General features: G+C 44.7%; 13 protein-coding genes and 1 riboswitch. Of the genes, 7 read left to right on the top strand and 6 right to left on the bottom strand.

Annotated elements, in window-relative coordinates:
• Nucleotides 1–103: 103 nt before the first annotated feature.
• Nucleotides 104–1,342: an MFS transporter gene (locus tag AC6I5A_RS05230; RefSeq protein ID WP_052167916.1), complete on the bottom strand. Its 1,239-nt coding sequence runs from the start codon at nucleotides 1,340–1,342 to the stop codon at nucleotides 104–106.
• A gap of 431 nt (nucleotides 1,343–1,773) precedes the next feature.
• Between AC6I5A_RS05230 and AC6I5A_RS05225 the strand changes: the two genes are divergently transcribed.
• The 6 genes from AC6I5A_RS05225 to AC6I5A_RS05200 all read left to right on the top strand — a co-directional run bounded on the left by AC6I5A_RS05225 (nucleotide 1,774) and on the right by AC6I5A_RS05200 (nucleotide 8,143).
• Entirely contained in the window at nucleotides 1,774–2,544 is a 771-nt protein-coding gene (locus tag AC6I5A_RS05225) for an IclR family transcriptional regulator (protein ID WP_497900513.1), read from the top strand.
• A gap of 334 nt (nucleotides 2,545–2,878) precedes the next feature.
• The gene (locus AC6I5A_RS05220; RefSeq protein WP_034612592.1) at nucleotides 2,879–3,748 is read left to right on the top strand and encodes an FAD binding domain-containing protein; all 870 of its coding nucleotides are present in this window, start codon (nucleotides 2,879–2,881) and stop codon (nucleotides 3,746–3,748) included.
• Nucleotides 3,749–3,764: 16 nt separating this feature from the next.
• Nucleotides 3,765–4,289 carry a (2Fe-2S)-binding protein gene (locus AC6I5A_RS05215; protein WP_034612590.1) on the top strand — a complete coding sequence of 175 codons (525 nt, stop codon included), beginning with the start codon at nucleotides 3,765–3,767 and terminating at the stop codon, nucleotides 4,287–4,289.
• A complete protein-coding gene (hcrA, locus tag AC6I5A_RS05210) occupies nucleotides 4,282–6,585 on the top strand; it encodes a 4-hydroxybenzoyl-CoA reductase subunit alpha (protein WP_034612588.1) in 2,304 nt (767 codons plus the stop codon). Before AC6I5A_RS05215 ends, hcrA begins: the two co-directional genes overlap by 8 nt.
• Nucleotides 6,586–6,696: 111 nt before the next feature.
• Complete coding sequence (yqeB, locus tag AC6I5A_RS05205) at nucleotides 6,697–7,542, top strand: selenium-dependent molybdenum cofactor biosynthesis protein YqeB (protein ID WP_034612585.1); 846 nt, start codon at nucleotides 6,697–6,699, stop codon at nucleotides 7,540–7,542.
• A gap of 280 nt (nucleotides 7,543–7,822) precedes the next feature.
• On the top strand, nucleotides 7,823–8,143 hold the full coding sequence (locus AC6I5A_RS05200) for a nitrous oxide-stimulated promoter family protein (protein ID WP_052167915.1): 321 nt from the start codon (nucleotides 7,823–7,825) through the stop codon (nucleotides 8,141–8,143).
• 83 nt (nucleotides 8,144–8,226) lie between these two features.
• Here the strand turns inward: AC6I5A_RS05200 and AC6I5A_RS05195 are convergent, their stop codons facing one another.
• Genes AC6I5A_RS05195 through AC6I5A_RS05185 form a run of 3 tightly spaced genes read right to left on the bottom strand, consistent with a single transcriptional unit; the run spans nucleotide 8,227 to nucleotide 10,633 of the window.
• On the bottom strand, nucleotides 8,227–9,111 hold the full coding sequence (locus tag AC6I5A_RS05195) for a CoA-transferase (RefSeq protein ID WP_052167914.1): 885 nt from the start codon (nucleotides 9,109–9,111) through the stop codon (nucleotides 8,227–8,229).
• A 24-nt stretch (nucleotides 9,112–9,135) separates the two neighbouring features.
• The gene (locus AC6I5A_RS05190) at nucleotides 9,136–10,251 is read right to left on the bottom strand and encodes a CoA transferase subunit A (RefSeq protein WP_034612582.1); all 1,116 of its coding nucleotides are present in this window, start codon (nucleotides 10,249–10,251) and stop codon (nucleotides 9,136–9,138) included.
• A 19-nt stretch (nucleotides 10,252–10,270) separates the two neighbouring features.
• Nucleotides 10,271–10,633 (bottom strand): hypothetical protein, encoded by a 363-nt coding sequence (locus tag AC6I5A_RS05185; protein ID WP_034612579.1) that lies wholly within the window; start codon nucleotides 10,631–10,633, stop codon nucleotides 10,271–10,273.
• Nucleotides 10,634–10,799: 166 nt separating this feature from the next.
• Here AC6I5A_RS05185 and AC6I5A_RS05180 point away from each other — a divergent pair, with 166 nt between their 5' ends.
• The gene (locus AC6I5A_RS05180; protein WP_034612575.1) at nucleotides 10,800–11,675 is read left to right on the top strand and encodes a radical SAM protein; all 876 of its coding nucleotides are present in this window, start codon (nucleotides 10,800–10,802) and stop codon (nucleotides 11,673–11,675) included.
• 176 nt (nucleotides 11,676–11,851) lie between these two features.
• Here AC6I5A_RS05180 and AC6I5A_RS05175 read toward each other — a convergent pair whose 3' ends face one another.
• Both AC6I5A_RS05175 and AC6I5A_RS05170 read right to left on the bottom strand, forming a co-directional pair.
• Entirely contained in the window at nucleotides 11,852–13,117 is a 1,266-nt protein-coding gene (locus AC6I5A_RS05175) for an Nramp family divalent metal transporter (RefSeq protein WP_034612572.1), read from the bottom strand.
• Nucleotides 13,114–14,412 (bottom strand): magnesium transporter, encoded by a 1,299-nt coding sequence (locus AC6I5A_RS05170; protein WP_034612567.1) that lies wholly within the window; start codon nucleotides 14,410–14,412, stop codon nucleotides 13,114–13,116. Before AC6I5A_RS05170 ends, AC6I5A_RS05175 begins: the two co-directional genes overlap by 4 nt.
• Nucleotides 14,413–14,622: 210 nt before the next feature.
• Nucleotides 14,623–14,788: riboswitch (M-box (ykoK) riboswitch) on the bottom strand.
• Nucleotides 14,789–14,953 lie beyond the last annotated feature (165 nt).

Genomic DNA, 14,953 nt, shown 5'->3' with positions numbered 1-14,953 from the left:
CAGAAAACTGGTTGGAAAAATCGCCAAGCGAGAGCCAAACCTTATAGCCTATTGGAAGATGGGTTTCCAGCTAACGCTTGGATAAGGGATCCCTAAAGACCAATTATAACCGGCGCTTTTGAATTTGAACCGCAGGCACTGCGAAACGAATTAGTGCCCCGGAGAATAAACAGAAAACTCCCAAATAGGTAAATACAGGCGTGTAGTTGCCCTTGTTCATATCGATTAAATATCCGCTAAGAGAAGGGCCCAGGATACCGGAAATAAAACCATACGCCGTAAAGACGAGACCATATATGGCCCCGAAGTGTTTTAAGCCAAAAAAATCAGTAATCAGTGGAGCTGATACGGCAAAAAGGGTTCCGAAAGCAAAACCTATAACTGCTACAAGTAGGGCTATAACCATTAGATTTTGGGTTCCGGTCAAGAAGAAATAAGCGGCGCCCGCAGCAAAAAAGGTAATACTCATCGTGACATTTCTACCTACAATATCAGAGGTATAACCGGTGATAAGCCTGCTAAAACCACTCATGAGATTAAATGCGATCAAAATAAAGACCGCTTCATTCATGGAAAAGCCTTTAGAAAGCCCAAAATTCACCGAGAGAGTAACCATTGCAATACACGCTGCCCCTTGAAACGCCCAAACCAACCAAAGAAACCAGAAACTTTTGGTCCTCACGGCTTGCCCGACAGTTAAAGAAACCTTCTGCGTTAACTGGGAAACTATAACTGCACTTGACCCGGGTTCACTATCTTCGGTGTTTAGTTTGACGCGCTCCGGCATTTCGATAAACTGTGCAGAAATAATACCTAAGATTAATACCAGGACAGCCGCGAGGATATTCATGGATTGATAACCCATCGTTTTAAGCATACTGCTAAAAAGTGGGGACATAATCGCAGCTGAAATACCGAAAAAAAAATTGACGATCCCCGAAACCAACCCTCTTCGCCCGGGCCACCACTGCTGTACTGTTGTCAAACAAGGAGTATAGACAAAACAGGAACCAGTACCGGTCAAGAAAGCCCAAAGATAGATCATGTTCAGGTTTGTGGCAAAGGTAGCAACTACTACGGCCAGACTGCAGATTAATGTGCCAATAGTAACCATGGCTCTTGCTCCGATTTTTTCCTGCAATTTTCCAACAAGAAACATAAAGATCCCCAAAGAAGTTAAGACAAAGAACTGGCAGTTACCGATTGCACCCTTTCCTACAAGAAAAAGTTGCTGCCAATAGGGGCCCATTACGCCAACGTAGCCAAAGATCAGGGCGCCCGGCCAGAAGATAGCCACAGAACTACCAACTACAGCCATTATTGACCTGGTTCGTTTGTTCATAAAGTCCCTCCGAACTTTCCAGATTTTGATCGTTCTCTCTCTATTCCATCCGAAGATGTCAATATCCTTTAATTTTAACATAAATATTCGAAATTTAGAATTGAGAAATAATCGTTAAGATGTTCAAGAAAAAGACTTTATATTAATCAGTAATAGGGGGCAGTTGAGTTAAGAAGAAAATTGGTTTGTAATAATATTAGCCGCAGTTTCAATTACAGGAAATGTGGTAGTCACATATTCAGTAAGGTCGGTCAGAGTCATATATCTGAATCTGACTTTTTTGTATTTTTTCGACAACCTGTTGCTGAGCCTCTCCATGCGATGGCATGTTGCCCGATAGAAAGCTGATTTAGAGAAAAAACTGACATAGTTTTAAATATTGGATAGGAACATATAAAGATGTTTTAACGAAAGGTCAACCGGTGATAAAGATGGCACCAAAAGAGAGTAACAATTATAGTGCCCCAATGGTATATAAAGCGTTTACAATTTTAAAAGAAATTGCTAAAGCCCAAGGGACTTTTGGGGTAAGTGATATTTCACGGCAATTAAATTTTAACAAAAGTACGGTCTATGGAGTTACTCAAGCTTTTCTTGATTTAGGTGTTTTATGCCAAGATGAATTAACCAAAAAATTTAGGCTGGGGCCGGCATTGATCCAACTAAGTAATCAATCATTAGCTTCAGTTAGTTTAAAGAGTATAGCACGTCCATATATGATAGAATTGGCACGCGATTTTGTTGGGACGGTTTTCTTAGCCTGTTTTGATGAGTATGGGATAACAATCATCGAAAAGGCTGATAGCCCGTTAGTACTGAAAATATCTGCTCCCATTGGGGCAAGGCTTCCTTTCTTTGCCGGAGCGCCTGCCAAGTCTTTCTTAGCAAATTTGGATGAGGATTCTCAAAAGAAGATAATTATGGAGAGAAACTTGCCAAAGTTTACGGAAAACACGATTGATGATGTTGATGAATATCTGGTAGATCTCCTGCAGGTACGGAAACAAGGATATGCCACTGATTATGAGGAATATATCTATGGGGTTAACGCTGTGAGTGTTGCACTGCTTGATAAACGTGGTATGTTTTTAGCGTCTATATATATTGTAGGATTTAGTAATTCTTTTACGGAGGAGAAAATGCGCTTGGCAGCAGAGGCTGCCAAAGAATTAGCCAGGGAAATAACCGAATTTATGGGTTAAAAATTAGAATAAACCCCAGAGGAAAAATGGCATAATGAACAGAGATAGCCCTAGATTTAGTTAGCATGATCATGACATGCCAATAAGAATTTCTAGGGCTTTATTGCCGATAAAAGTAATTTTGCTTGGATTGGTTGGCGGGTTTCCTTTGGAAGGAGGATATTAACTGATCACAGGTAAATTCTCACCGTTCGGCGTAGGTTACCTTTTTATTAAGCAGACTACATGGTAGAATAAAAGCATGGAAGAAAACGACGTTTCCCATAGAAAACGCCCAGTATTTTGTGCCACCTTAGACATAAGACCTGATCTTTTACTTGAGGAGGGGATTAAGATGTATCTACCTGATTTCGATTATTATGCGCCGGATAGTTTAGCAGAAACATGCGAAGCGCTCGATCGTTTTGGTTCCAAAGCCATGGTCCTAGCCGGAGGTACCGACGTCATTGCAAAAATGAAAAGTGGACTACTGACTCCTGAAATTCTTATTTCCCTAAAAAAATTAGAAAATTTAAAAAAAATAGAATACGTTACCGGAAAAGGTGTTGTTATTGGGGCTCGGGCAACACACAATGACCTGGTTAATTCTCCAATATTAAATGATAAATACTTGTCAGTATCTGAAGCTGCACATCATATGGCCTCAAACCAGATTCGAAATATTGGGACTGTAGGGGGTAATCTTTGTAGTGCCGTTCCTTCTGCGGATCTTCCCCCGATTCTTATTGCTTTGGGAGCTACAATTAAGCTTGTTGGAACCAATGGCGAAAGAATGATGTTATTGGAAGATTTGTTTACCGGTCCGATGAAGACTTTAATCGCTCACAATGAAATTTTGGCGGAAATTGTTATTCCTGATCAAGCGTCAACTGGGAGTAACTATATCAAGTTCGGTTTACGTCGGTCTGGGGCACTGGCAGTAGTAGGCCTTGCCGTGGCAGTGACCGTAAACGGAGAAACAATTACGGAAGCGAAGATTACAATTGGTGCCGCGGCCCCAACCCCGATACGGGCCCGAGAAACGGAAAACTTTCTACGGGGGAAAATCATTAGTGATGACCTGCTGGCCGAAGCTGGGGTGATGGCTTCCGGCGAAAGCAAACCTATTTCAGATATTCGAGGTTCTGCAGAATATCGTCGGGACCTAATACGCGTTTTTACCAAAAGAGCGTTGCGCAAGGCAATAAACGAGGGGCATATCTAAGGAAGGAGGGAGAATAATGGCACAGGTAATTACCGATAAACAGGGCATTCAACACTATATGATCACCATTAATGTTAACGGGGATGATTACACACGGGTCGTTAAAGCGAATACTCTGCTGGTTAACGTTTTACGAGATGAACTAGACCTTACCGGAACAAAAAAAGGATGCGAACTTGGTGATTGCGGCTCATGCACGGTTCTCATTGAAGGGAAACCCGTTGATTCATGTCTGATCCTGGCAGTTGAAGCCGACGGATATAAGATTACTACCATTGAAGGGGTCGCGGAGAGTGCTCAATTGGATAAGATTCAAGAATCGTTTATTAATAACGGTGCTATACAGTGCGGATATTGCTCTCCGGGGATGATTCTTTCGGCCAAGGCTTTATTAACCACAAACCCTCATCCTACTGAGCATGAGGTTCGGGAAGCCATTGCTGGCAATCTGTGCAGGTGTACTGGATATGTGAACATTGTCAAGGCCATCCTTAAAGCTACAGAGGAACCTAATGATCAAGAGGTGATAAGCAATGAGTGATAACTATGCTGTAATTGGCAAAAGCGTACCCAAAATTGATGGTCGGGAAAAAGCAACGGGTGCTGCCAAATATACTGGTGACTTAAAATTCCCCAATATGCTTTTTGGCAAAATTCTAGGAAGTCCTTATGCTCATGCCAAGATCCTGAGCATCGACACATCGGAAGCTGAAAAATTACCGGGTGTTAAAGCTGTAATTACCCATAAGGACGTACCGACCCTAAAATATGGCATTAGCCCAGCCCGTTGGGATGAAAATATCTTTTGCAGTGACAAGGTTCGTTTTGTCGGTGATAAAGTGGCCGCTGTAGCTTGCATCGATGAAGAAACTTGCTATAAAGCCTTGAAACTGATCAAGGTGGAGTACGAGGTTCTTCCCGCCGTACTTGATCCACTTCATGCTATGGACGAAGGGGCGCCTCAGATTCACGATGAATATCCACTTAATATAAATACCGAAATTCATCAAAACTTCGGTGACGTGGATAAAGCTTTTGCTGAGGCCTACTATGTTCGAACCGATTACTTTGTGGGACAGCGCACTTACCAGGCGCCTATTGAACCACATTCTGCGGTTTCCATTTGGCAGGATAACAAGCTGACTATTTATTCGAGCACTCAGTCCCCCCATTATTTCCAGCATTATATTGCCCGGGAGTTTGGGCTGAAAATGGGTGACGTCCGGATTATCAAAACTTACGTCGGCGGTGGTTTCGGCGGGAAGCTGGAACCTACCGGCTTGGAATTTGCCGGGGCCGTACTCTCTAAACTAACCGGTCGTCCGGTCAAAACCTTCTATGATCGGCATGAAATGTTTGCTCATAATCGCGGCCGTCATAGGGAGTATATGGAAATGACCACCGGAGTGGACAAAAACGGAAAGATTCTCGGTGTGTATGCCAAGTTCATTATGGACGGCGGCGCTTACACGAGCCTGGGGATTGCCAGTGCTTACTATGCCGGTGCACTCCTTACCCTAACGTATGAATTTGAAAATTACAAATGGGATTTGCATAGGGTTTATACGAACTTACCGGCCTGCGGGGCCCAACGTGGCCATGGAGCGCCCCAACCTAAGTACGCTTTTGAAAGTCATTTAGATAACATTGCCAAGGAACTAGGCATAGATCCTCTGGAAATCCGGCTTCGTAACTGCCGTCGGCCCAACACGGTTACTGCGAATGAGTTTATAATTAATTCTTGTGAGTTAAAAGCTTGCTTGGAAAAAGCGGGCGAAATTTCGGGTTGGCGGGCGAAAAAGGGTAATCTGCCCAAGGGAAGGGGCATTGGGATTGCCACTGGGAGTTTTGTCTCGGGGGCCGGTTATCCCATTTATCGAACGGATTTGCCTCAATCTGCGGCGATGATCAAGGTTGCTGAGGATGGTAGTGCCGCTACTCTCTATACAGGCGCAACTGATATTGGGCAGGGTTCTGATACTATCCTTTGTCAGATGGCGGCGGAGGGTATGGGTTACCGCTACGAAAACATGAAAATAATCGCTGCAGATACAGAAACAACGCCCCATGATTTTGGGGCCTATTCCAGTCGTCAGACTTTGATGGCGGGTACCGCTTGTAAACTGGCCGGCGAGGAAATCAAAAAACAGATTCTGGACATGGCTTCCACGATGATGAGCTTGACCCCGGATGACCTGGAATGTCGCTTGGGAATTATTTCCTCCAAGTCACGTCCGATGGCCAAATCAATTACCTTTGAGGAAGCAGCCACTCGTTTCTTCGCCCTACGTGGTCCTCTTCTTGGACGGGGAGTTTACGTTGTGCCCCGTTTAGGCGGCACGTTTAAAGGAGCCGTGGTAGGGACTTCGCCGGCTTACAGCTATTGTGCTCAAATTACCGAGGTTCAAATTGATGAGGAAACGGGCGAAATTGATGTGCGTGAAATCTGGGATGTCCACGATTGTGGGATGGTTATCAATCCCATGCAACTTCACGGACAAGTACACGGCGCCTTATATATGGGTATGGGCGAGTCAATCTGGGAAGAGGTTAAGTTCGATACTCAAGGGAAAATCCTTAATCCAAATTTAGGCGGTTACATGTTGCCCACCGCGCTCGATATGCCGATAATTCATTCCGAACTGGTAGAAAGCTATGAGTCTGCCGGACCATGGGGGGCAAAGGAAGTCGGTGAAGGAGCCACCAATCCGACGATGGGTTGTTTCTCCAATGCGATTTTTGACGCTATGGGTATAAGGGTCAACAGTTTGCCACTGACGTTTGAAAAAGTTTGGCGCGCTTTGAAAGAAAAGCGGGAGGGCATTACTAAAGACTGAGGTCGGGGAATTTTCACAACACCAATAACTAGTCAACAAATATTTATAGCAGGTGTTGCATGAGCAAGACAATGCTTAGCCGGTATAAAATAGGAAGGGAGAATCGAGCGGATGAAAAACCGACTCGCCATGAATGGACCGGTGGTTTTAGTTCGCGGCGCTGGGGAACAAGCCTCCGGAGTGGGCTGGGTGCTGGCAAAAGCAGGGTTTCGCGTGGTGATGACGGAAATAGCTGAGCCCCGTATGGTTCGTTGGCCGGTTTGTTTTGGGACGGCCGTGCCGGAAGGACGCTGGCAAGTTGAAGGGGTTCCGGCGAGCCGGGTCGAAGAGCCTCAGGAATGTGAAGCAGCTTGGCGAGCTGGAGAAATACCGGTTTTGGTCGATCCTGAGTTGGCGGGTTTGTCCTGGCTGCGTCCGTTGGTCTTGGTGGATGCAATCATGGCCAAATGTAACTTGGGGACAAAACGGAGCATGGCACGGAGGACATTTGGTTTAGGACCCGGTTTTACGGCGGGAGTTGATGTCGATGTCGTCGTGGAAACAAACCGTGGGCATCACTTGGGACGGCTGATCTATAACGGGGAGGCGCAGCCAAATACGGGCATTCCGGGAGAAGTAGCGGGTATATCAAGGGAGCGTGTTCTCTATTCGACTAAGGCTGGATTTTTTAGAGCAAAGCGGACCATCGGGGAACAGGTTTCTGCAGGCGATAGCTTGGGTGAAATAGATGACGGGATTCAACCGGAAGAGGTTTTTTCAGTATGCACAGGTGTGCTAAGAGGTTTATTGCGCACGGATACATGGATCGCTGAGCAGGTTAAGATCGGGGATGTTGATCCGCGCGGGCAGGAGGAAAACTGTTGGACAATTGCCGATAAGGCCCGGGCACTTGGAGGTGCAGTATTGCAGGGTATTCTGGAAAGCGGGGTACTGTGTACTTTGCGTGCCAAAGAATAAGTGAAACGGTAAATTAAGAATGCAAAATAGGGTAGGGAGCCGGAAAGAAATCCTGCAGCCAAGGTGGGGGAATGAGGCAAATGAAGCCTGCTTTAAGGCATGTTCTTGTCAGTATGTGAGATATCCTGCAGCGGCAGCAATGCTTCAGGATAAGAAGAATGGAGCAAGCAATAGTAATTAATACACTAGCGTTGTAGCTGATCTTTGCATTTATAGATCAATATAAATCTTATGTATAGTAAAATGCGTGGTGAAGATATATCAATGATGTGGGGGTAATATGAATTTTTCCAGACGGTTAGAAATAAAAACAGTTCAAAAAATGATTATGATGTATTGCAACAAAATGCATGACCAGAAAAGTGAACTATGCACGGATTGTTTGTATCTGTTAAATTATGCGGAACAACGTATTGACAAATGTATTTATGGAGATAAGAAGCCCGTATGCTCAAAATGTCAGGTCCATTGTTATAAGCCGGAAATGAGAAAAAAGATCAAAGTAATCATGAAATATTCTGGCCCAAGAATGCTATTGAGAAGTCCAATACTTTCTCTAAGATATATTTATAGGAAGATATTCAAGAGCAATAATAAATAATATCTGATAGGTTGAATATAAGTATTGAGATTTAAACAAGTTTGTTGCGGCCCCATTTGACTTGTTAGCTTGAATAGTTATAATTAAGAACGTTTACTTTTGCGCCCTAGATAAAGACAATCCGGGTCGACAACCGTGCGTAAAATGTCTATTTCCTTGATCGTCGGACTTGGCATTTCTCGGGCATTATTGATGACTAAAGGCCAGCCCGTGTTTTCTTGCACAAATTGCGGGTCAACGCCAGGAAAGTATTGTTCAAGTTCCAGGATTCCGCTCTCCGGATTGGGTCTCAGAATGCCTAAATCACTAATGACAACCATCTCCCCTCCCCGAAAAATACCGTAGTCAAAACGCCCTTCTCCTTTTGGTCCCCGTACCCCGGCACAGGAAGTCAAATATTCAACTTTTTCAGGAAAGCGGCGTTTTTCGTGAACCATCATTACAACTACCTTATCCGCAAGATTTGCGATGCTGTTTGCGCCGCCGCTACCGGTTAGACGTGTCCGGCGGGGACCCTTCGCTTCAGACCCTACCCCAGTGGGCCAATAACCACCTATGGTGGTTGAGTTAAGATTCCCATATTTGTCACATTCCGCAGCTCCAAGCACCCCCAGAGAACAATATCCCCGGCAGGCAATTGTGCCAAAGACGTCGGCAGTTGTGGAAAGGGTTGTGGCCATATAACACGCGCGTGGATCACCCACGGAAACCGGCAAATGTTGGATGCTGGATCCTAATGAACCGGCTTCCAGAATAATCGTCATATTGGGGGCGTGAGTATGTTGAGCTAAACCGGCAGCTAAAAGGGGCAACCCTGTCCCGATGAAGGCAAAAACCCCGTCAAATAATTCGCGTGCAGTGGCAACTGCCAACAATTCTACGTGGGTGTAGTCATTAGCTGCTTGACCGTCAGAATGAGGAAAAGTATTTAGGTTCTTATATAGTTCGGCCAATTGTTTTTTTAGCATATTTTCATCCCTCAATTTTGCATCTTAATCAAACCGCTCCAGGTTAGGATTGTAATGATAATGGGGATCCGCTCTTAAGGCAAAGAGTTTGTCTATCCCAATGGTTTGGAATAAATAATCCCAATCATTTTTAGTAGAAGCTACATGGTCTTGCCAGAACTGCTTAACCACAGCGTCAGACTGGTGATTAACGGCGTTAATATAATCAGTAAACCAAGAGTAATCATAATCATAATAATTGGGGACAGCCGTCGGATAACCGCCAAAGGGCTGCTCGACAATGGCATGTACGGCATGGGCTGGAATTTGATTGAGCTCCGGTTTTTCCCTTAGTTCTTCCGGTGAACAGATCCGTTCACATTCCACAATGAGTATCCGGCCGCACAAAGACTGATCAATGTCCGGACCGACTAGTCCTTCCATCCGGACTGTACCATCATAAGCTGCTCTTTGAGCATGGAGAACACAAACTTCCGGCAAGACGGGGGGCATTAACGCAACTTTCACACCCGGTTTTCCTGTGTAAGCAGTTGGCCAATCCTTATTTGTCCGGTATAAATTGGTTATATTACTGCAGGTATCTTCGCCGCTTCGGAAACGGCGCGGTCTCAGCCCCCAACCCTCAAACGGATCATCGATAACTTCAAACTTCTTCGGCGGGATGCCGGGATGAATCCATTCACCATGCTCGTCTCTACCCCGCAAACCGGCTTTGCCAAAGGAATCATATGCCAAGAGGTCACTCCCCAGATCCCCTAAACAAGGCATAAAGGGCAGCCCGTATTTCCCAGCCACCGTCCGTAAGGCAAAACTCCAGTTGGAATAATCCTCAATGAGTTCTATTTCCCCACGTTCAACGGCTCTGCGGATAGCGTAAGCAACGGGCATATTGCTCTCCAAGCCAATATACGTTGTTTCAAGCCATTTAATTAAACCGGCGCCGGCTAACATTTCTTCAATCGCACTGCCGCCATTCATGGTGACAAATAAATCCCCTATCCCCTGGCGTACAATTTCCCGTCCTATAGCCATTGGACGCCGCAAAATATTAAACCCTCCAAAAGCAATGTGTGTACCTGGTGTAATATAACGCTTGACAGCTTCTTCTGCAGACATTACCTTTTCATGAAAATTGAACATAGTAACCTACCCTTTCATATCATTCCTGTCCATCCTGCGGAACAACCGGAGCCTCCTCCCCAATGAGGAGGCTTTCTAACCGAATTTGCCGCCGAGTCTTAGCTAAGAGATCTGCCAAACGTTCTAACATGAACTCCTTCTTGTCCCATTCTTGCCTTAATGTTTGTCGATAACCAGGTACCTTACAAAGAGAGTTTAAGGTTTTTTGCTTGGTTTCCGGGTCGGCCGTGATTTCTTCTAAAAACCGAAAAATATCCTGACAGACTATGATCAACGAGTTATCCAGCCATACTCGGCGCATCATAGCGATATAGAGCTCCTGATTGGGAATAAGATTTTTGCTGGTTTCGCTATCTTGGGAAGAATCCGCTTGCTGATCCAATAATTAAACCTCCAAATCAAAAATAATAGATAGTTTATGATTCCACGCAGAATACTTACGATTGATTTTAGGACCTATACTAATGATGACAAAAGGGATAAAACAATGTAAGATGTAGTAAATATAAGGTAGCAATAATAAATCTAAGGGACAGGAATGATAACATTTGTTTTATGAAGGTGCTATTTATCGTCCTCCCAGTGAAGCGGGAAGTCTTATTCTCCAGCTTACTGTAGGTTGCCGGCATAATGCTTGTACTTTTTGCAGTGTTTATAAAGATAAGCGTTTTCGGATAAAATCTGAGCAAGAAATTGAAGAAATCATTTTAACTGCTTTGGCGTACTATCCTGATGCAGAAAGAATTTTTCTAGCTGATGGAGATGCTCTAACTATAGAAACGTCTATACTTGTAAAGATCCTCGATCAGCTCTATCGGGGTTTCTCGCGTCTTCAAAGAGTAGGAATCTATGGCGGACCAAAAGATATTCAGCGAAAAAGCATAGAGGAACTCAAAGAGCTTAAGGAACATGGTCTAAATATTGTCTATCTTGGAGTAGAAAGCGGAAGCGCCAGAATTCTCAAGGCAGTGCATAAAGGGGTTACACCAGAGGAAATGATCGCTGCCGGCCAAAAAGTGATGGCAAGCGGTTTGTTACTTTCTTGCACTGTAATAATTGGTTTAGGTGGAAAAGCTTATTCTCAGGAACATGCTATAGAAACGGCAAAGGTAGCCAGTGCTATTAATCCCCATTATTTGGCGGGTTTAACTTTAATCATCATGCCGGAAGCGCCCCTTATACGTTCGGTGCAAAAGGGAGAATTAGAACTGCTTTCACCCTTTGAATCCTTAAGTGAAATTAAGACTCTTGTTGAACACTTACAGGTTACTGATTGCATTTTTCGCTGCAATCATCCATCGAATTATTTGCCTCTAAAAGCGACACTACCACAGGATAGGTCGATGCTAATAAGTATAATTGACAAAGTTATTAAAAGCAATCAGAGGGGGCAGTTGCGTTCTGAGGGTTCGAGGGCGCTTTAAGTCAGATGTCAGAGGCTTTCAAGACCCCCACTTCTATAAGTGGGGGTGGGTTCTTCGTAACTTCAGGTGGGGTAGAGTCCCCATCTGAAGCCTCGATGTTCATCGTTGCTGAACGAGTTCACAAAGTGCCAAAGATGAGCAATAAGGAGGTACTTCGGTATCCTCCTCTTATTTTTTTACGATAATCCTAAAAATCCTAAAATGTTTTCTGAAAAAGCTGGGAACAAGGTGGAGACAAGTAAAAGTATGGTCAGAAAAATTAAAACAAAGGTAAAGATCCAGGAGACGACATTGAAAAATTTCTTATTCACATACTCGCCCATGATGCTTTTTTTGCTGGCGATTAGGACCATGAAGATGAGAATGGGGGGTAAAAGAATCCCATTAACGACTTGAGTGGTCAACATGACGTTATACAAGGATAAATTGGGCCATAAGACGATGGTACCTCCCAAAACGATAAGGACTGTATAAAGCCCAAAGAACATAGGGGCTTCTTTATATGATTTACTGACGCCATGTTCAAAGCCGAATGCTTCACAGACGGCGTAAGCGGTGCTTAAAGGAAGGACAAATGCAGCCAACATTGATGCACCGAGCAAACCAAAGCTAAAAAGTAAACTGGCATATTCCCCTGCTAATGGTTTTAAGGCGAGGGCAACATCTTTTGCCGTTTCAATGGGTATCTTGTTAGCGTAGAGCGTTGCGGCCGTGGTCACGATGATAAAGAAGGCAATGAAGCCGGTGAAAAACACCCCAATCAGGACATCCCAGCGCGTATAGCGATAATCCTGGGTGGTAATTCCCTTATCAACCACCGAAGATTGAAGATAGAACTGTCCCCAGGGAGTAATCGTTGTACCAATCATCCCGATGGCCATCAGTAAAAAAGCTGGGGTGCCGGAAAATGTAGGGGTAATTGAGTGGACCAAAACCTCTGACCAGGGCGGTTTGATTATAATTGCAGAAATGACATAACTGAAAAAAGTCAAGCAGAGGAACAGGAAGATTTTCTCCATTTTCCCATAATCCTTCTTAATAACAAGCCACCAAATCAGAGCAACCATTACCGGTACGGAAATATACTTGCTGATCCCAAAAATTTCAAAGCTTGTCGCAATCCCCGAAAACTCGGAAACGGTGGTCCCCAAATTGGCAATCAGGAGGACGCTCATAGCAAAGAACGTCCACTTCACACCGTAATGTTCCCGGATTAAGTCAGAGAGACCACGACCTGTTACGGCTCCGGTGCGTGCGGAGATCTCCTGGGCAATAGCTAAAAGCACAAGGCTGATCAGCAGGATAAAGATGAGGCAATAGCCGTACTTAGCACCGGCTGCGGCATACGTAGCCACTCCGCCGGCATCATTATCAGCAAAAGCCGTAACGATTCCCGGGCCCATCACGGCTAAGAACAAGGCGAATCGTTCTTTCAAGTTCATTCGCTCTGCCCCCCCTTTGCCTGACGGCGCCGGGCGATCAAAGCTAAGCGACTTTCCACCCGTGGGCGTTCGGGCATTAATAACTCCAAAACGTCATCCACGGTGATGATTCCTAAGACTTGGTCTTGAGCATTGACGACTGGAACCGCCAGTAAACCATATTTGTGGATGATGTCAGTCACTTTTTCGTGGTCGTCATAGGGGGATACCTTCACGATTTTGGTGTGCATCATATCTTTTAAAGGAGTTTCAGGGGAAGCAATGATCAGCTCGCGCAGAGAAAGAACCCCTTCGAGGGTTTCGTGTTCGTCAACCACATAAAGATAATAAATGGTTTCTGCTTCGGGAGCTAGCCGTCTTAATTCATCAATGGCTTGTTCAGTGGTAAGCCAGAACGGTAAACCGATATATTCGGTTGTCATAAGGGAACCGGCGGTGTCTTCCTCATACTGCATTAATTCCCGAACATCTTCAGCATCATCAGATTCCATTAAGCGCAGAAGTTCTTCAGACTTGGCGGAGGACAACTCGCCTAAAATATCAGCGGCTTGGTCTGCGGGCATTTCTTCCAGGATATCGGATGCCCTGTCCTCATCCATCTGGGTTATCATTTCAATCTGGGTATCCAATTCCATCTCGGTTAAGGCCTCGATGGCCTGTTGAGAATCAAGGGTATCAAGGAAATTAGCCCTTTGTTTATAGTCCATCTCTTCAATAATATCGGCAATGTCTGCCGGGTGAAGTTGACGCAGTTGTTCTTTTTCTCTGGTAAGCTGCAGTGACGATGTTCGGCTTTCTAAAGGTTTGATATACTGGCAACCCACAAATTTATTTTCGATCCGACTCAGTAAAAACTCAACGCCCAACCTGCGGAATAAACCACGCGCACCGATATCGACAGCAACCAAGACCATAAATTGATGGTCATCGTGGGATACCCAGGACAAGGAAATGTCATTCACGCGCACCAACTTGGAGCCTTCTAAGTCAATAATTTGTTTATCTAACAGCCATTTGCCAATAAACGTTTCATCATCATGCAGCGGGCACGTCAGTAGGGGATCAAAAGCGGTACTTAGACGCAGACCGGTTGAATCCCAAGAAGCGACCCACGAGATGGGAATGAGAGCGAGGATCCCCTTGGCATAGCGAATACCGGTTACTTGGGGCGAGACACTGTCCCAGCGGATAGCCAGGTCATACAAGCGACCAATACGGCGTCCCAAGGCATCCCAGATTGGTTTATTGGATAACTGGCTGAAATAAAATTCTCCGAGAACTTTCAAGTCATTCATTTACTTCCCTCCTTTGAGCGACGGAGTCTGGCGCCTACGGTCAAAATGACTCTGTCCGGTATGAATTGTCGTATGCTTACACGTGTGATCAGGGTTAGGTCCAGAATCCATAAAACCACCTCCTTTAAGTTTGTCTAAAATCTGGAATATAATAATAGGTAAAATAAAAAGACCCCTATTTCAAATAGAAGGTCTATAAACATACGTTATGGACCTCCCTACTCGTTGAGCTTTAGCACTGCATAGCGTAGAGTTTTCTCAGCCACCTTAGATAAAACCTTATGCCGGTAATACCTGTTCTACCCGATTGGCGTCTCTCGACATTTCTGGGCAGTGGCCTATGTTTATGCAGGAGCCTCACCTAACTGAGATTAGAACTCGCACATCTCATTATATGTATAAACACGCAAGTTCGTCAATATTTTTACGAAAAGATTTATTTTAGGCGAATTATTAATCTTAATATCTGTTTTTCTCCCAATTACTTAAGGTGGCTAAAGGCTGGTGAACGGTACGATGTTATGCTTTGCCTTTTTCCTTG

This window comes from Desulfosporosinus sp. Tol-M2 (assembly GCF_059735615.1).
Note: the sequence above shows the minus strand (reverse complement) of the source record. Positions and strands in the feature narration are given on the sequence as shown.